The following is a 17,107-nucleotide window of genomic DNA, read 5'->3' on the forward strand; positions in this document are numbered from 1 at the left end:
CGATATGGATGAACGCGGAAAGACGCGGACGGAAACGGACAGCCTTGGATCCATCGAGGTGCCCGCTGAACATTATTGGGGCGCGCAAACCCAACGGTCTCGTCTGCATTTCGCGATCGGCTCAGAAAAAATGCCGATCGCGATCATCCATGCCCTTGCGATGGTGAAACGGGCCGCCGCGGAGGTCAATCACAGTCTCGGACTTTTGCCGGAGCATTTATGTTCGGCGATCATCGCTGCGGCCCGCGAAATCGAAACTGGCGCACTTGATGGGGAATTTCCCTTGGTCGTCTGGCAAACGGGGTCAGGCACGCAGACCAACATGAATGTCAATGAGGTGATTGCCAACCGCGCCAATGAACTCCTCGGTGCGCCGCGCGGTACGAAGAAACCCGTGCATCCCAACGATCATGTCAATCTCGGCCAATCGTCGAATGATTGTTTTCCGACCGCCGTCCATATCGCCGCTGTCGTCAACATCAAGCAAGTGCTGGAACCTGCCTTAAGCGCGCTGCATGGCGCCCTTGCTGCGAAATCCGAGGCTTTTGCCGCGATCATCAAAACTGGCAGGACACATCTTCAGGACGCAACTCCGGTGACGCTCGGGCAGGAATTCTCGGGCTATGCCGCGCAGCTCCAATACGGCCTTGAGCGGCTCGCACTCACCGTCCCGGGACTCTATCGACTTGCGCAGGGCGGCACGGCGGTTGGTACCGGGCTCAACACGAAGAAGGGTTTTGCGGCGGCCTTCGCGGCACGCATCGCGGCGTTGACCGGTTTGCCTTTCGTCCCAGCGCCAAACACCTTCGAGGCGCTGGCGGCGCATGATGCACTGCTGTTCGCGCATGGCGCCTTGAACACGATCGCGGCCAGTCTCTTCAAAATTGCCAACGACATCAGATTTGCGGCGAGCGGCCCCCGCTGCGGAATCGGCGAACTGATTCTGCCGGAAAACGAACCTGGATCGTCAATCATGCCGGGCAAGGTCAATCCGACCCAAGTGGAGGCGCTGACGATGGTGTGCACGCGCGTCTTCGGAAACCAGTCAACAATGACTTTCGCTGCTTCGCAAGGCCACTTCGAGCTCAATGTCTATAAGCCCGTTATCGCTTTTGCCTTCCTCGAAAGCCTCGCGCTTCTAGCCGGCGGGATGAATTGTTTCCGCAAACATTGTGTCGAGGGGTTATATGCCGACGAGCCGAGGATTGCTTTTCTGTTGCAGCGGTCCTTGATGCTGGTCACCGCGCTGGCGCCAAAGATTGGCTACGACAACGCGGCAAAAATCGCTAAGGCCGCGCATCTGCACGGCACCAGCCTGCGGGAAGAGGCGCTGAGCAGCGGTCTTGTCACCGCCGCGGAATTCGACGCGCTGGTGCGCCCGGAAGCGATGCTCGCGCCCGATGACTGAAACTAATTCGGCAGCCAGCCAAAGAAAACGCAAGCGAGCAGGAAAACTCCCATGAGCCCCCGGTAAAGAGCGAAGGGCCAGGTTGAAAATCGCTCGAGTATGCGCAACAGGCCCCAAATCGCGGCGAATGCCGACAAGGATGCGATGAGAAGACCAAACGCAAGCACTGACCAGCCATGCGCGTCGAGATGGGCCTTGTGAAGCTCCCACAATTCTTTTAGTCCCGCACCGGCAATCGCGGGCAACCCGAGCAGAAAAGAAAAGCGCGCGGCTTCCTCGCGGGTGAGATCCCTGAAGAGCGCCGCCGTCAGTGTCGAGCCAGATCGCGATACGCCTGGGATCAAGGCACCGGTTTGCGCAAGCCCGATGATCATCGCGTCTTTAAGCGTTGTGTTTTCGAGGGTGCGCTTCGGTCTTGAATAGATCTCGGCGAGGACAAAAAGTCCGGACATGACAATGCAAGCGATGCCGATGACGGTCAGAGTCCGCAGCGGCGAATGACACGCGTTGAGGACTGGTTTCAGCAATTCTCCTGCGATGAGGATCGGGATTGTTGCGAGTATGATCCAAACAACAAAACGAAAATTCCAGTCCTGAAAATCACGCCGCCGGATGGCGTCGACGGAACCCACGGCAAAGCCGCGCACATCTGCCCAGAAATAGCTCACCACGGCCGCGAGTGCCGCGACCTGCATGGCGGCCGAAAACGCCGACCCGGGATCCTGCCAGCCGAGAAAAGCCGGGACGATCCGCATATGCGCGGTCGATGAGATCGGCAACAGTTCAGTGATGCCTTGAACAATGCCGAGCACGCCGACTTTGGCGTAACCGAGCGTAGCGAAACCAGTGTCGAGCCCTTCAGTGCAGGCAGAAGCCATCAATGGGTTCCCGAAGTTTGTATGGGGAACGCGCGGCATTCGAGGCGCGTCCGTATCCCGGCCACTTGTGCAGATTCGTCTTTAAAGATCAACGGCGCAAGCATGACGGCGCTAGTTTGAAATATTGGAGCGCAAGCTAACGTCAATAAATAAAAGTGCATTGAAATACGTTTTACTGAAAGATGTGAAAATCCATTATCAAATACATTAACCAAAATTTTAGGTTAATAGAAAGTAAATTTTAAATTTTTGGTTTCGATTCTGCAAAATATTCTTACTTATTCTACGAAGAATTATCGAAATCTATCGTAGAGTCCAAAATTTAGCCAGATTTAAATCGTCTAGGTTTGCGCGTTACATCGTTCGCCGAAGAAACTGAAAAGGACTGAACCATGATACGCAGGTTTCTCCTGCCACTGGCTGGGCTCGTGGCTGCCGCGCCAGCCTTAGCGGCCGATATCCCCTACCGGCAGGCGCCGCCACTGGTCGAGGCGCCTATCGTTCCTCTTTTTACGTGGACAGGTCTCTATCTCGGCGGCCAAATTGGCTACGGCTGGGGCACCGATACATTGAACGTTTATCCCCTTGGCTTTGGCACCAATTTCACGCCGAATGGCGTCGTCGGCGGCGGCCATGCTGGTTTTAATTATCAGATCAATCAATTCGTCGCCGGTATCGAAGGCGATGTTGAAGGCACCGGCATCAGCAGAAGCTACAGCCCCGGCGGTGCGGTCTATAATACGAAAATTCCGGTTCAAGGATCGATTCGCGGACGCCTCGGCGTCGCCTTCGACCGGGTCCTTCTCTACGCAACAGGCGGCGGCGAATTCGCAGGCTTCGACACAAATTATTCGGGGCTTGGATCGTTTTCGCATACTCAAGCGGGCTGGACGGTCGGTGGCGGAATTGAATATGCCATTACGGGCAATTGGTCGGTGAGGGCGGAATACCGCTATACGGATTTCGGCCATTTCACCGATTTCACGCCGATTGCTTTTGGCCTCGGATCAAGTGTGACTCACCACGAGACTGAGAACGCCGTTCGCGCGGGCTTTAGTTATAAGTTCGATCCGTTCGGCGTGAGATATTAAGTTTTTATCTCGCCAGCCTCGCTCCGGTCCAAGCATTAAGCATGTCCCGAAAAGTTGATCAGATTCACAACAGGGACATGCTCGAACTTCTCAATTTGATCACTCTCCTTTTTAATGAGACGTCCCGCGCCGCTTCAAACATGAACGCGCAAAAATCGTGCCGGGCTATCGATCACGCCGCCGTTTGTTGCAGATTAGTCACGCCTCCTTCGGAATCGACGTCTTTCAAACGGATTTCATTCGCTCGGTAATAATAAGGGCGTATTTAAAACCAGCTTCATCTCCTGAAAGGACAAAGCTTATGTATCGTAAACTCCTATTAGCGTCAGTTGCCGGATTGGCTTTCACCGGCTCAGCGGCTTTCGCGGCCGATCTTCCCTCGCGCGCTCCGCCGCCGGTCTATCTGCCCCCGGTTCCGATTTTCACCTGGACCGGCATCTATCTCGGCGGCCAGATCGGTTACGCCTGGGCGAGCGGCAACCACAACTTCACCGGATTTGACCCGTTCTTTGGTCCCGCCGGAACTTTTCTTTCGAGCAGCGCTGGCGGCACTCCGAGCGGCGTGATCGGTGGAGCCAACGTCGGTTATAACTATCAGATCAATCAGTGGGTGTTGGGCATCGAAGGTTCCGTCGATGGCACCAGCCTGAGCAATACCGCCGTGGTCGCCTTCGGGGATGGTACGTCTCTGACAGCACACACGAAAGCCGATATTCAGGGTTCGATCCGCGGCCGTCTCGGTGTCGCTTGGGATCGCGCCCTGATTTATGCCACCGGTGGCGTTGCCTTCGGCGGCTTCAATACGGACTTCTCTGTGGCAAACAGTGGAGCGGTAACTGGAGTGCCATTTTTCGCGAACGGCAACGTGTCGAACACCCGCGTTGGCTGGACAGTGGGCGGCGGAATTCAGTACGCCATCACCAACAATTGGTCGGTCCGGGCTGAATATCGCTACACCAATTGGGGCAACCTCCGGGATGGGTCTCTGTCTCCGCTTGCGGCTGCGGCTCCCGGCGTGTTCTTCAACGGAAACCGTCACCTCAATCAGAACCAAGTTCAGGTCGGGTTCGACTATAAATTCGACTTGTACGCCCCAGCTCCGGTCGTCGCGAAATATTGAGCGGCACTTGGTTTAAGGGTTACAAGAATCAAAACCCGGCCTGATGGCCGGGTTTTTTTCGCGGTGGTTTCTCCGGCACCGAGGCTCTTGCATCGTAAGCTATTCTCTTACGACCATGAGTTTGATTCACTCGCTTTGCTCGAATATCGCTATTCGAATTTCGGCAATATCGTGACCACGCCTTTCACGGGCATTGGCCCGACGGTGTTCGCAACGTCGCGCCGGCAGCTGAACGAGAATCAGGTCCAGGTCGGTTTCAGCTACAAATTCGATACCTATGCGCCGCCTCCGGTCGTCGCAAAATATTAAGAGACATGGTTCTTACCGCAAAAATCAAACTCGGCCTCGCGGTCGGGTTTTTTTGCTCTCCCTTGGCGGATTCCTTTTTCGGCTGATCATGTTTTGCGGCATCGGATCGTCCCGTTGCGTTTCGGCCACACTCATCGGGATAACATTGTGCAAGAGTGAATAGTGATTGGTCGTCTAAGCAAAGCGGTTTACTTTTTTTAAATACAAGCCGCTTCATGGAGGAAGCTCATGCGCCGTCAATTTCTCTTGGCATCCGCCGGTGCCATCGCCTTTGCAGGGTCCGCTTTCGCGGCGCCGCCGTCGGCCTATCTGCCGCCGGTTCCAATTTTCTCTTGGACGGGCTTCTATCTCGGTGGCCAGATCGGTTACGGTTGGGGTCACGACAGCCAGCAGGTGACCGCGTTCGATCCTGGGTTTGTCAATCGTGAATTGGAGATCTTCATACCGCCGACTTTCATCGCCGATTCATTCAGCAACAGCCCGCAAGGTGTGATTGGCGGCGCCCATATCGGCTACAATTTGCAGATCAACCAATGGGTCGCTGGCCTTGAAGGCACAGTGGACGGCACCAGCATCAGCAAGAGCGTAACCGACCCCTTTAGCGGTCTCACGGCAGGCACCAAAGCCCCCATCCAAGGTTCGATTCGGGCCCGCGCCGGTGTCGCGTGGGACCGTGCCTTGATCTACGTGACCGGCGGTGCTGCATTCACCAATATTACCAACAATTATTCTATGTTCGGAGCAGGTATTGTCCCTTCTGAAAGCATTTCGAAGACCCGTTCGGGCTGGACGGTCGGCGCGGGCATTGATTATGCCGTTACCAACAATTGGTCGGTGCGGGTGGAATACCGTTATTCGGATTTTGGCCATTACACGGACACCCCTTTCGTCGCATTGGTCGTCCCCCCACTTGGTGCGTCCCTCGCCGTTCAGCACCATCTGACTCAAAACCAGGTGCAGGTCGGCTTCAGCTACAAATTCGACAGCTTCCCCGTATATTAAACTGGCTACCTCCATTCCGCGAAATTCAAAATCCGGCCTCGCGGCCGGGTTTTTATTGGGTTCTTTCGTCCGTTGCGTTTCGGCCACACTGATCGAGATAACGCTGTGCGACGCCTAAAAAGAGTTGGGTGTGCAAATCAAACCGCGTAGCTTTTCCCGAAGACAAATCGCTTATGGAGGAAGCTCATGCGCCGTCAATTTCTCTTGGCATCCGTCGGTGCCATCGCCCTCGCGGGATCTGCTTTCGCGGCCGATCTTCCCATCGCGCCGCCGCCGCCGCCCGTTCCGATTTTCTCCTGGACAGGTCTCTATCTCGGTCTCCAGGTTGGTTACGCGTGGGATCACGACAGCGAGAATTTAGGTTTGGGCCCGACGCCACTTCTCCCCGTGCCATTATTCATCGGTAGCGCGTTTTCCACCAGCCCGAGCGGTGTCATCGGCGGCGCCCATATCGGCTACAATTTGCAGATCGGCCAGTGGGTCGCGGGCATCGAAGGCACGGCGGACGGCACCAGTCTCAGCCAAACCGTTTTCGACCCCATCAGTGGAATCAATGTGAGCACCAAGGCCCCGATCCAGGGTTCGTTCCGCGCCCGCGCCGGTGTTGCTTGGGACCGCGCCCTGATCTATGTGACGGGCGGCGCTGCATTCACCAGCATCCACAACGACTATTCTACGTTCGGCCTCGCCACTGAAAGCATTTCGAAGACCCGTTCGGGTTGGACGGTTGGCGCCGGCATCGAATACGCCGTCACCAACAATTGGTCGGTGCGGGCGGAATATCGCTATGCGGATTTCGGCCATTATACCGATTTCCCCTTCGCCATCGGCTTCTTTCCGTTCTCCCTTACGTCGCAGCATCATCTGACCCAAAACCAAGTGCAGCTCGGCGTCAGCTACAAACTTTGATTCTCTTGTAGCAGCGACAGTTGTCACCAGATATTGATGCGGACTTCCAGGTTATTCCGCTGGACTGAAAAAATAAACCCGGCCCTCGCGGCCGGGTTTTTGCTTTTATTCATAGCAATATGGCGCGGGGGACAACATTTCGTTGCGATTTTGCCACAGTCTTTCAGATAACGCAGGAAGCTAACGAAGAATGATTGAAGGTTAGCGAAACGTGTGTAGCGTATAAGAGCGTTAATTAAACGTTCCTGAGGAGACCGATCATGATTCGCCGTATTTTCTTGGCGTCCGCCGGCGCGTTGGCGCTTGCCGGAACAGCCTTCGCCGCTGACCTTGCACCACCGCCGCCCGTGTTTTTGCCTCCGCCGCCCCTGTGGACCGGCTTCTACGCCGGTGTGAATGCTGGCTATGAGTGGAGCGCCAGCAATTCGGTCGATGTTGTGTCGGCGGTTGCGTTCAATAACGCCGCCGTCCTCTCAGCGCTTGGTCAGAGCTATGCCCCCGCGGCTGCTCTCGGTGCGACCCGCAATATTCCGTTGAACTCCAACGGCTTCATTGGCGGTGGCCAGATCGGCTACAATTACCAATTCGCCACGAGCTGGCTGGTCGGCATCGAGGCGGACATCCAGGGCGTCGCCGGCGGTAATGGTACCACCAGCGTGTTTACCGTGACGCCAAGAGTCGGCTTCCCGCCGAATACGGTTCAAACGACTGATAGCGTGTCGAAGAGCCTCAACTATCTCGGCACCGTGCGCGGCCGGTTCGGTTACCTCTTGACGCCGACCTTGCTGATCTATGGTGATGGCGGTCTTGCCTACGGCGGGATCAATTCCGACACCGGCATCTTCGGGTCAGAAGTTCCCAATACCGGATCGACGCCTTTCTTTGGGCTCGGCCGGGCCTCGACAACTCGTGTCGGCTGGACAGCGGGTGGTGGCGCCGAATGGTTGTTCCTTCCCAATTGGAGCGCCAAGGTCGAATATGCCTATTATGATCTCGGCAGCGTGACCTACAGCAGCGGTCCGTTGATCGCGACTTCGAACGCAGGCGCTCCGATTCACTTCATAAACACTGCGGCAACCCGGACCCATTTCAACGGCAACATCGTCCGCGCTGGAATCAATTATCACTTCAACTGGGGCGCACCTGCTCCGGTCGTTGCCAAATACTGAAACCTGCCATCGGCAAATTGTTCTTTGGCAAGATGAAACCCGGCCTCGCGGCCGGGTTTTTTCGTGGGATTTAGATTTCGTTGCGTTTTTGCCACGGTGATCGAGATAACGCGGCATCCGGGCCAACTATTGTTGAAGCTTTGCGAAACAAGCGTACTTTGCAGTTACGTTAATGAACACCATTGGAGGAGACCTATCATGATACGCCGCATTCTTATGGCATCCGCGGGCGCATTCGCGCTGACCGGTGCGGCCTTCGCCGCCGACCTTCCGTCGCGCGCGCCACCGCCAGTCTTTTTGCCGCCGCCTCCATTGTGGACCGGGTTCTACCTCGGCATTAACGCTGGGTATGAGTGGTCGGCCAGCACCGGTATCAATACGGCAACGGCGAATGTGTTTTCTCTTCCTGCCCTGAACGGCAATATCGGCGGCGCGGTTGCCACTCTGGCGACCGGCAATCATAGCCTTAACCCCAACGGCTTCATCGGCGGCGGCCAGATCGGTTACAATTATCAGTTCGCCAACAGCTGGGTCGCCGGTCTTGAGGCAGATTTTGATGGCATTGCCGGGGCGCATAGGGTCGGATCCGTTGGCCAGACGGGATTCGTGCCGGGGGCGGCAGTACCGATCGCTGATTCCTCGATCATCACGTGGAGAAAGAGCGTCAATTACCTCGGCACCGTGCGTGGCCGGATCGGCTATCTCGTGACGCCGACCTTGCTGATCTACGGAACCGGTGGTCTTGCGTATGGCGGCGTCAACGCGAGCACCGGGGTCGTTGAGCAACTCGGGTTTGGCGACACGCCCTCCCCGTTTGGCACGTTTGGCAGCATTTCCAGCACGAGGGTTGGCTGGACCGCGGGCGGCGGTGCCGAATGGATGTTCCTCCCCAATTGGAGCGCCAAGGTCGAATATCTTTATTACGATCTCGGCAACGCGACCTATCGCTCCGCGCTGCCGCAATTCGGAAATTTGGGCACTTTATTGGAAACCATCGGCGTCACGCGCACTTCGACACACTTCAACGGCAACGTTGTCCGGGTCGGACTGAACTATCACTTCAGCTGGGGCGCTCCGGCTCCGGTCGTCGCCAAGTACTAAGCCTCTCCCCAAGGTGACTTGACGACAAACTCAAACCCGGCCCTCGCGGCCGGGTTTTTCACGTTTAGGGCGCGACATAGTTTCCGCCACATTCCGTTGCGTTTTTGCCACGGTTTTCAAGATTAAGCATCGCGGGTGGCAACTATTATTGAAGCATTTCTAAATTGGCGTAGCCTATCGAAGCGTTAATTTAACGTCTTTCGAGGGAGATTTCCATGTTACGCCGCATACTCTTGTCATCGGCTGGAGCGCTCGCGCTCTCCGGCGCGGCCTTCGCGGCCGACCTTCCATCGCGCGCGCCGCCGCCCGTCTATGTGCCGCCGCCGCCACTCTTCAGCTGGACCGGGATCTATGCCGGCATCAATGCTGGTTATCATTGGGGCGGGTCCTCTTACAGCTTCATTGGAGCCGATACAGATGGCGCTGGACTCGGCACGGCGCTTGGCGCCGGAGCGGTCCTTGCTCCTGCTGCGCACGGCTCCAATGGCTTCATTGGCGGCGGTCAAATCGGCTACAATTATCAGATCCAGAGCTTCGTTTTGGGTCTTGAGGTTGATATCGATGGCGCCACCGGGCGCAACAGCAGGGTCGCCTTTCACGACGGGGACCTTGGTTTCGTGCCGATTGCCTCTGCCAGCGCGCAGCAGCTCGATTGGCTCGGGACAGTCCGCGGCCGGCTTGGCTGGGCGCCGATCGATCATCTTTTGATCTATGGCACCGGCGGTTTGGCGTTTGGGCAGTCCCAGGCGGCATTCTCGGTGGTTGCTCCAGCGGCAGCACCGCCATTGTTTGCCTTCTCCTCTAGCTCGGCCAATGTTGGCTGGGCTGCTGGCGGCGGCATCGAATATGCGCTGCCGGCAAATTGGTCGAATTGGTCGGTGAAAGTCGAGTATCTTTACTACGACCTCGGCCGCACGACCTCGAGCATATTCTACACATATGCACCCAATACATCCAGCGTGACGGGCTCGATCCGGCACAATGGCAATATCGTCCGTGCGGGTCTGAACTACCGGTTCAACTGGTGGGCACCGGCTCCAATCGTCGCCAAATACTGAAACCTCTGTCTTTATGGCACTACAACCCGGCCCTTGCGGCCGGGTTTTATTTTGCTCATTCAAGTAATATGAAGTTTATATGACTGGATGTTGTGATTATATCACGGTATTCCAGGGAACGTACCAATAGAAGGATTAGGAGTTGAAGCTTAGGGGGGCTTGAGTAACCTAACAGCTGCCTATTCACTTCCTTTAGGGGGACAGATCATGTTACGCCGCATTCTCTTAGCTTCCGCCGGCGCCATGGCGCTTGCCGGAACCGCTATCGCCGCCGACCTTCCGCCGCCGCCACCGCCACCACCACCGCCGTTGTGGACCGGCTTTTACATCGGCGCCAATATCGGCGGCACCTGGGGCAACAGCAACACCATCAATACGGCCACAGCGAACCTTGACCCCCTCAACGGTCTAGTTTTGGAAGCGCTCTCCAATGCAGCGTCCGCGGGATTGGCGACATTTAATCTCGCCCCGCAAACCGTCGCCTTCATTGGCGGTGGTCAGATCGGCTACAACTATCAGTTCGCCAATAGCTGGGTTGGGGGTCTCGAGGCCGATATCCAGGGCGTGTCTAGAAACGGCAACACCTCGGTGTTCAGCAATGTGAACCTTCCTGCGGCTCAGAGCATCATTCAAACGGCTGTCGCCAGCAAATCGTTGGAATATTTTGGTACGGTCCGGGGCCGTATTGGGTTCCTCGCGACCCCGACGCTTCTCGTTTATGGAACCGGCGGCCTCGCCTATGGCGGCGCCCACGCCAGCACCTTGATCGGTCAAGACTTTACCGGATCGCCATTTTTGCCCAACCTTTATACGGCGTCCGGTTCCGTGACCAATACGCGCGTCGGCTGGACAGCGGGCGGCGGCGTCGAATGGCTGTTTCTCCCCAATTGGAGCGCCAAAGTCGAATATCTCTATTACGATCTCGGCAGCGTGACCTATGGCCTCAGCCCGCTGGCGAATTTCAGCACCGCATTAGGAGGGACGCTCTTCACCCTCGGAGCGCCTGTCTCGAGAACCCACTTCAGCGGCAATGTCGTCCGCGTCGGCGTCAATTATCACTTCAACTGGGGCGCGCCGCCGGTCGTCGCCAAATACTGAACCTGCCGCACGGTCCTTTCAGGCAAACTCGAACCCGGCTCCCGTGGCCGGGTTTTTTCATTGCGGCGGTCCATTCGGCGTAGTTTTGACTTCTTTTCAGTAGCCCTTACGTTACGTCACACGTTTTGGCCGCACGGAATACGCGCTCAAGACCGCCACGCAACGATCGGGCTTTGCATGCGAGGCATGTCTCAAGAGATTGAGTTCAAGGGAGGCAACGGCTTGTCCGCCGGTCAGGGAAGCCCGCGGAACATCCTTTGCGTTTTTCCGCGCTATGTTCCGTCGTTCGGTACCTTCGAATATGCCTATCCGCTGACCGATGGCGTTCGCGCCTTCATGCCGCCGCAAGGACTGCTGGTGATCGCGGCGGTGCTGCCAAAATCATGGAATGTCCGCTTCATCGACGAAAACATGAGGTCGGCGAGCGCCAGCGATTTTGCCTGGGCGGATGCAGTTTTCGTCAGCGGCATGCACATCCAGCGCCGCCGGATGGACGACATCTGCAAGAGAGCTCATGCCGCCGGTAAAGTCGCGGTGCTCGGCGGTCCCTCGGTTTCCGCCTGTCCTGAACTTTATCCCGCATTTGACTATCTGCATGTCGGCGAACTTGGCGATGCAACCGATGCACTCATCGATATCCTCGCCCGCGACGTGGCAAGGCCCCCCGGACAGATCGTGTTGAGAACAGCAACGCGCCGCGACCTCTGCGATTTCCCGTCGCCCGCCTATGAGCTCGCCGATATTTCGCGCTATTTTCTTGGCAGCATCCAATTTTCGAGCGGCTGTCCGTACACTTGCGAGTTTTGCGATATTCCGGGACTTTATGGCAGGGTTCCGCGACTTAAAACTCCGGCTCAGATCATTGGCGAACTCGACAAACTGGTCGCCTGCGGCGTCAACGGCTCCATCTATTTTGTCGATGACAATTTTATCGCCAACCGGCGTGCTTTGCGCGATCTCCTGCCGCATCTGATCGAATGGCAAAAGCGCAATGGCTACGCGGTCAGCCTTTCCTGCGAAGCGACACTCAACATTGCTCGCTCGCCCGAGATCCTCAAACTCATGCGCGAGGCGGCGTTCGACACGATTTTCTGCGGCATCGAGACGCCTGAGACCGAGGCGCTGACGGCCATGGACAAGCGGCAGAATATGGTTGTCCCGATTCTCGACGCGGTTCGCGCGATCAACCGGCATGGGATGGAAGTTGTCTCCGGAATCATTCTCGGGCTCGACACCGACAGCCGTGATTCGGGCGCCCGGATTCTTGAGTTTCTGGAACAATCCAAAATTCCGATGGCGACGATCAATCTCTTGCAAGCGCTGCCGCGCACGCCGCTTTGGGAGCGCCTGCAACAAGAAAACCGGCTGCTCGACGAGGACATTTGCGAGCGAGAATCGAATATCGACTTCAAACTCCCCTACGATGAAGTGCTTGCCATGTGGCAAAACTGCATGGCTACCGCCTACGAGCCCGAGACTCTATTTGCCCGTTACGAATATCAGATGCGCGAAACAAGGCCCAATCGCTTAAGGCGGCCGTGGAGCCGCCAGCGTCTTTCGCCGCGCAACATTGTGAAGGGGATCGAGATTCTCGCCCGGCTCTTCTGGTTCGTCGGCGTGCGAAGCGATTACCGGTGGACCTTCTGGAAATTTGCTCTGGGCCGCCTGAGACGCCGCCAGATCGAACCGATTTTGAGCGTTGGCCTCTGCGCTCATCATCTCATCATGTTTGCGCGCGACGCCAGCGCGGGCAGAGGCAATGCGTCGCATTATTCGGTCAAGGCGCGCGGTCTCGAACTCGAGGCCAATCTGCCAAGGTGACGGGCGCGTTGCCGTGCGTGCCTGTCCATGTTAGCTGCGCTCATGCTCGAAGGCCTTCCCCCAAACAATGCGACGCATGTCATGCGCCTCTCCTGCGACGAAGCCACAGCGCGCGCCGTCGCTGATATTATCGTCGAAACTTTCGACCCGGCGACGACCGCCGCCGCAGCTTTCGAGGAAGCGCCGGACACCTGCAGCTGGAACAGCGGCGCCTGGGCGGTCGAAGTTTATTTCGGTTCGCCTCCCGACGAAGCGAATATTCGCGGCCTTGTCGCCGTTGTCGCTGGGGACAGCGCCGCCGAGGCGGCGGTTTTTGGTGAGTTGCGCCAGCGCGACTGGGTTGCATCATCGCTGGAAGGGCTGGCTCCGGTGCGGGCAGGGCGGTTCCTGGTTCATGGCGCGCATGGCCGCGGCAAGGCCAAGGCCAATGACCTCGCCATCGAGATCGAGGCTGCGCTCGCTTTCGGCACCGGCCATCATGGTTCGACGCGCGGCTGTCTTTGCATGCTGGAGCGCGTCGCGCGGCGGCGGGACCCAGCCGCCATCCTCGATCTTGGCACCGGCTCGGGCGTTTTGGCCATCGCGGCGGCCAAATTGTTCAAGCGCGCGGTGCAAGCCGGCGATATCGATCCTGTTTGCGTCACGGCGGCGTCGGCCAATGCAAGATACAATCGCGTGCCAGGCTTTGTCCGTCCCGTCCTCGCAAAAGGCAGTGCTCATCCAAGGTTACGGCAGGGGGCACCGTACGACTTGATTTTGGCAAATATTCTCGCGCGTCCGTTGCGCGCACTCGCGCCGCAAATTGTCAAACTCACCGCGCCGCGTGCGGATATTATTCTCTCGGGTCTGATCGCCCGCGATGTTCCCGGCGTCCTCAGTGCCTATCGGGGACAAGGCATGGCCTTGTTGCGGCGCCTTGATATCGATGGCTGGGTTACATTGCTCTTGCAGCGGCGTGGCGGGCCGCGCGATATCTAGAGCGGTTTCATCCGGGCGTAGGTGAGGCGGACCCTCGCAAGAGTGATCGCGCGAAGTCCGGCAACATCGAAGCTCAGAACGACGGCCGCATAGACCGCAACACCGGTTGCAACCTGCTCGATGAGCGTTGCTAGTCCAGGCTCGTGATCGCGCATGGGCAAAACGATCGCCCCCATAAGCGCATTGGCGAAAGCCGCGACGGCAAGATCGCGCGGGCGCGGCCATTGCCTCCATGCGCGGCACGCAAAGCCGATGAGCACGATGAGGGCAGTCAGCATTGCTCCTGTTTGAGCAATGGCAAGTCTCGATGCGCCGTCACCGGGATGCAAGAACAGAAGCAATAAGGGGTCGGCGGCGCAGGCCGCCAGCGCCGCGGCAATCAGCGGCGCAGTTTTCTTTTCGATCTGGAAAATTGGACTGATGGCATATTGAATCATGGCCATGCAAAAGAGGCCGGTCAGCATCAACGGCAACAGCACGTCGAAATGTCCTCGATAGGCTTCCGGCACGGCCAGTTCCTCGATCGACGGCAGGGTCAGCCAAAGTCCCGTGCATGCCGGCAGGACCATGGCGATGACAATCGTCATATTTCGGGCGATCTGCTGCCGGGCTTGCGCAGGGCCGTGCAATTCATGGGTTGCGACCGCAATCTGAAACAGGACGATGTCAAGGGCGGAGCCAATTGCTTGTATGGCCTTGGTTCCGAAATCATAAGCCAAGGAGAATTGGCCCGTTTCGGAAAATCCCTCGACAATCGCGAGGACGGAACGATTGGCGAGCGGGATTGCGAGATAAAGCAAATTGGCGCCGACGATCGGCAGACTGTAGGCCATCAGCCAGCGGGCGATCGACACCCGCGCGAGATAGGGTTTGGAGGCCGGATCACGCAACGCCGCGCGCGCCGTGACAACCGATCCGCCGAGGCTGATGATCGTGCCGATGAGCGTCATCTTGGCCGAACCGAACAGAAAAGCCCCGCCACCCATGAGAGCGAAAGCCACGGCATTCTTGACGAGCGCGAGCCGCGCGAAAAGCTTGTCATCGAAACAGGCGCGAACGAGGGCTGTATGATAATCGAAAAGTCCGTTGGCGGCGGCGACGCTGAGTGCCAGCGCGATCAAACCATAGGACAGTGTAAAATTGATGCCGGTGAAGAGGAGCAGGCAGAGACCCGCTGCGAGCCCCATCGTGATGACGGCAAAGGCGAAATCGAGCGTCGCCCGGAGCGCCGGCTCCTCGTTGCGACTCCGGCGCGAGTAAAAGCGGGTAGCGCCCAGCCGGATCCAATCGAAGAAACCCGTTTGGACGAAGATCGCGGTCGCATAGGCGAGAGCAAACCGGCCGTATTCCTCGGGGCCGAGAAATTTCGCGATCAAAAGCCCGATCACGAAATTCATAAAAATATTGCAAAATGAGACGAGGAAGACCGTCATTTGAAATTCGTGCCCAGCTTTTGTGCGTCTGCCCGCGACCGTATGCGGAAGTAAATTGGAGCGTTATTGAGGCACCCGTACCGGCTGGCGCACAAACACATCCCAAATGGGCAATCCAGCCCTGCCATCAATGTCTCCTGGTCCCAACCCGTGGCAACGATCGCATCTTAAAATTCTCACGTTAATTTTATGAAACTGGCGAAATCCGTGCCAATTCGCATAGTCCTCGCCCTTTTTCCTTATCCCAGAACCGGCTAGAAGGGCGCATGACGCATGATGTCACGCTCCCCGTTGCCGCCCTTGCCGGTCTTTTGTCGTTTTTGAGCCCCTGCGTGCTGCCGCTGGTGCCGCCCTATCTCACCTTTATCGCCGGAACAACCATCGAGGAGGTCGCCACCCGCCGCGTATCCCGCGCCCGTCGCGATATTTTCTTCGCGGCTCTGCTGTTCATCTTTGGCTTTTCGACGGTTTTTGTCGGCCTCGGCGCGACGGCCTCGGCGTTCGGCCAGGTGTTGCACGAGCATTTCGCGAGGCTCACCCTTCTCGCCGGGATCGCGATTGTCGTGATGGGCTTGCACTTTTTGGGCGTTTTCCGGTTTGCTTTTCTTTATCGCGAGGCGCGGGTCAACGTCCAGAAGCCGGTTGGAATTTGGGGCGCCTATATAATGGGATTGGCGTTCGGCTTCGGCTGGACGCCTTGCATCGGCCCTATTCTCGCGGCGATCCTCGCGGTTGCCGCCTCGCAGGAGACCGTCGGGCGGGGCATCGCGCTGCTTGCCGTTTATTCGGCCGGGCTTGGCTTGCCATTTTTGCTGGTGGCGCTGGCAATGGAGCCGTTTATCGGCGCCATCAAGCGGTTCCGGCCGTATTTTGGTGCAATCGAGCGCGTCATCGGCGTTTTGCTTGTGGCAACCGGGATCGCCTTCCTGACGGGGTCGATCCAGGATTTTTCGGCATGGCTGCTGCAGAACTTTCCCGGCCTCGCCAATATCGGGTAGCGGCATGCGATTAAGGGACGCAAGAGGACCGATTGACCGGGCTTCGCCGCGCAAGTTCGTAGTCAAGAAGCGCCGTTTGGATCTCCGGCCACGTTTGGCACATTTTGCGGACCATACTATGTTTGCTAGGGGGGACGGCTTGCCGCGCCCATCCGCGCGGCCGGTTTTTGGTGAAAATATGGAGATTGGTGATCTGATGGCCGAAATCACGAACGGTCGCGTCGACCTATGCGCCGGGCCAGATCAACGCCTTGACGGGGCACGGTTTCGCGAGGCGATGAGCCATGTGGCCGCCGCGGTTCATATTGTCTCCACCGGTGGACCCTCCGGGCTTGGCGGGATCACAGCGACCTCCGTGGCGTCGATCACGGTCGAGCCTCCCATGATGCTGTTTTGCATCGGCAAGAACTCGCCTTCGGCGGTGAGGATGATCGAGAACGGCGTGTTTTGCATCAACACGCTGAGTTCTTCGCATGAGCCTCTCGCCGATATTTTCGCGGGCCGGACCGGTCATCATCTCGAGGAAAGATTTGCAAGCGGCGAATGGACCAAACTTGTTACCGGCGCGCCAGTGCTGAAACATGCGGTGGCGGCGTTCGACTGCCGTCTCGTCGAGGTCAAGGAGGTTATGACCCATCTGATCATGATCGGCGCCGTCGAGGCTGTGGACTACGGCCGCCAGGGCTCCGGTCTTACCTACGCGCATCGCGCCTATGGAAACATCTGAGCCGGTG

Annotated in this window: 16 protein-coding genes; 14 read left to right on the forward strand and 2 right to left on the reverse strand. The window is 57.7% G+C overall.

Features of this window, described 5'->3' with window-relative positions:
• Positions 1-4: 4 nt before the first annotated feature.
• On the forward strand, positions 5-1,408 hold the full coding sequence (gene fumC / locus QEV83_RS15325) for a class II fumarate hydratase (protein ID WP_280128555.1): 1,404 nt from the start codon (positions 5-7) through the stop codon (positions 1,406-1,408).
• A gap of 2 nt (positions 1,409-1,410) precedes the next feature.
• On the opposite strand, the gene uppP is transcribed toward fumC, so the two are convergent.
• Complete coding sequence (gene uppP, locus QEV83_RS15330; protein WP_280128556.1) at positions 1,411-2,286, reverse strand: undecaprenyl-diphosphatase UppP; 876 nt, start codon at positions 2,284-2,286, stop codon at positions 1,411-1,413.
• Between the two features lie 392 nt (positions 2,287-2,678).
• Between uppP and QEV83_RS15335 the strand changes: the two genes are divergently transcribed.
• The 11 genes from QEV83_RS15335 to QEV83_RS15385 all read left to right on the forward strand — a co-directional run bounded on the left by QEV83_RS15335 (position 2,679) and on the right by QEV83_RS15385 (position 13,942).
• Positions 2,679-3,377, forward strand: a complete 699-nt coding sequence (locus QEV83_RS15335; protein ID WP_280128557.1) for a porin family protein — start codon at positions 2,679-2,681, stop codon at positions 3,375-3,377.
• 301 nt (positions 3,378-3,678) lie between these two features.
• Entirely contained in the window at positions 3,679-4,497 is an 819-nt protein-coding gene (locus tag QEV83_RS15340; RefSeq protein ID WP_280128558.1) for a porin family protein, read from the forward strand.
• A gap of 87 nt (positions 4,498-4,584) precedes the next feature.
• Positions 4,585-4,806 (forward strand): hypothetical protein, encoded by a 222-nt coding sequence (locus tag QEV83_RS15345; RefSeq protein ID WP_280128559.1) that lies wholly within the window; start codon positions 4,585-4,587, stop codon positions 4,804-4,806.
• Positions 4,807-5,034: 228 nt separating this feature from the next.
• On the forward strand, positions 5,035-5,808 hold the full coding sequence (locus QEV83_RS15350; protein ID WP_280128560.1) for a porin family protein: 774 nt from the start codon (positions 5,035-5,037) through the stop codon (positions 5,806-5,808).
• Positions 5,809-5,994: 186 nt separating this feature from the next.
• Positions 5,995-6,717 carry an outer membrane protein gene (locus tag QEV83_RS15355; protein WP_348273232.1) on the forward strand — a complete coding sequence of 241 codons (723 nt, stop codon included), beginning with the start codon at positions 5,995-5,997 and terminating at the stop codon, positions 6,715-6,717.
• A 260-nt stretch (positions 6,718-6,977) separates the two neighbouring features.
• Positions 6,978-7,886 carry an outer membrane beta-barrel protein gene (locus QEV83_RS15360; RefSeq protein WP_280128561.1) on the forward strand — a complete coding sequence of 303 codons (909 nt, stop codon included), beginning with the start codon at positions 6,978-6,980 and terminating at the stop codon, positions 7,884-7,886.
• Positions 7,887-8,084: 198 nt separating this feature from the next.
• Complete coding sequence (locus QEV83_RS15365; RefSeq protein WP_280128562.1) at positions 8,085-8,987, forward strand: outer membrane beta-barrel protein; 903 nt, start codon at positions 8,085-8,087, stop codon at positions 8,985-8,987.
• 215 nt (positions 8,988-9,202) lie between these two features.
• Positions 9,203-10,045: an outer membrane beta-barrel protein gene (locus QEV83_RS15370; RefSeq protein WP_280128563.1), complete on the forward strand. Its 843-nt coding sequence runs from the start codon at positions 9,203-9,205 to the stop codon at positions 10,043-10,045.
• A gap of 207 nt (positions 10,046-10,252) precedes the next feature.
• Positions 10,253-11,143, forward strand: a complete 891-nt coding sequence (locus QEV83_RS15375; RefSeq protein WP_280128564.1) for an outer membrane beta-barrel protein — start codon at positions 10,253-10,255, stop codon at positions 11,141-11,143.
• Between the two features lie 186 nt (positions 11,144-11,329).
• The gene (locus QEV83_RS15380; protein ID WP_280128565.1) at positions 11,330-12,964 is read left to right on the forward strand and encodes a B12-binding domain-containing radical SAM protein; all 1,635 of its coding nucleotides are present in this window, start codon (positions 11,330-11,332) and stop codon (positions 12,962-12,964) included.
• Between the two features lie 42 nt (positions 12,965-13,006).
• Positions 13,007-13,942, forward strand: coding sequence for a 50S ribosomal protein L11 methyltransferase (locus tag QEV83_RS15385; RefSeq protein WP_280131098.1), 936 nt, complete (start codon positions 13,007-13,009; stop codon positions 13,940-13,942).
• On the opposite strand, the gene QEV83_RS15390 is transcribed toward QEV83_RS15385, so the two are convergent.
• On the reverse strand, positions 13,939-15,375 hold the full coding sequence (locus QEV83_RS15390; protein WP_280128566.1) for a lipopolysaccharide biosynthesis protein: 1,437 nt from the start codon (positions 15,373-15,375) through the stop codon (positions 13,939-13,941). The genes QEV83_RS15385 and QEV83_RS15390 overlap by 4 nt on opposite strands.
• Before the next feature lie 266 nt (positions 15,376-15,641).
• Here QEV83_RS15390 and QEV83_RS15395 point away from each other — a divergent pair, with 266 nt between their 5' ends.
• Both QEV83_RS15395 and QEV83_RS15400 read left to right on the forward strand, forming a co-directional pair.
• Positions 15,642-16,373 carry a cytochrome c biogenesis protein CcdA gene (locus tag QEV83_RS15395; protein WP_280128567.1) on the forward strand — a complete coding sequence of 244 codons (732 nt, stop codon included), beginning with the start codon at positions 15,642-15,644 and terminating at the stop codon, positions 16,371-16,373.
• A gap of 139 nt (positions 16,374-16,512) precedes the next feature.
• Positions 16,513-17,100: a flavin reductase family protein gene (locus tag QEV83_RS15400; RefSeq protein ID WP_280128568.1), complete on the forward strand. Its 588-nt coding sequence runs from the start codon at positions 16,513-16,515 to the stop codon at positions 17,098-17,100.
• Positions 17,101-17,107: the final 7 nt, after the last annotated feature.

Source organism: Methylocapsa sp. D3K7 (genome assembly GCF_029855125.1).
Lineage (GTDB): Bacteria > Pseudomonadota > Alphaproteobacteria > Rhizobiales > Beijerinckiaceae > Methylocapsa.

Coding starts and splice junctions, on each gene's coding strand:
- QEV83_RS15355 (WP_348273232.1), top strand. CDS start 5,995: ATGCGCCGTCAATTTCTCTTGGCATCCGTCGGTGCCATCGCCCTCGCG.
- QEV83_RS15340 (WP_280128558.1), top strand. CDS start 3,679: ATGTATCGTAAACTCCTATTAGCGTCAGTTGCCGGATTGGCTTTCACC.
- QEV83_RS15385 (WP_280131098.1), top strand. CDS start 13,007: ATGCTCGAAGGCCTTCCCCCAAACAATGCGACGCATGTCATGCGCCTC.
- QEV83_RS15375 (WP_280128564.1), top strand. CDS start 10,253: ATGTTACGCCGCATTCTCTTAGCTTCCGCCGGCGCCATGGCGCTTGCC.
- QEV83_RS15350 (WP_280128560.1), top strand. CDS start 5,035: ATGCGCCGTCAATTTCTCTTGGCATCCGCCGGTGCCATCGCCTTTGCA.
- uppP (WP_280128556.1), bottom strand. CDS start 2,286: ATGGCTTCTGCCTGCACTGAAGGGCTCGACACTGGTTTCGCTACGCTC.
- QEV83_RS15390 (WP_280128566.1), bottom strand. CDS start 15,375: ATGACGGTCTTCCTCGTCTCATTTTGCAATATTTTTATGAATTTCGTG.
- QEV83_RS15395 (WP_280128567.1), top strand. CDS start 15,642: ATGACGCATGATGTCACGCTCCCCGTTGCCGCCCTTGCCGGTCTTTTG.
- QEV83_RS15380 (WP_280128565.1), top strand. CDS start 11,330: ATGTCTCAAGAGATTGAGTTCAAGGGAGGCAACGGCTTGTCCGCCGGT.
- QEV83_RS15370 (WP_280128563.1), top strand. CDS start 9,203: ATGTTACGCCGCATACTCTTGTCATCGGCTGGAGCGCTCGCGCTCTCC.
- QEV83_RS15365 (WP_280128562.1), top strand. CDS start 8,085: ATGATACGCCGCATTCTTATGGCATCCGCGGGCGCATTCGCGCTGACC.
- QEV83_RS15335 (WP_280128557.1), top strand. CDS start 2,679: ATGATACGCAGGTTTCTCCTGCCACTGGCTGGGCTCGTGGCTGCCGCG.
- fumC (WP_280128555.1), top strand. CDS start 5: ATGGATGAACGCGGAAAGACGCGGACGGAAACGGACAGCCTTGGATCC.
- QEV83_RS15360 (WP_280128561.1), top strand. CDS start 6,978: ATGATTCGCCGTATTTTCTTGGCGTCCGCCGGCGCGTTGGCGCTTGCC.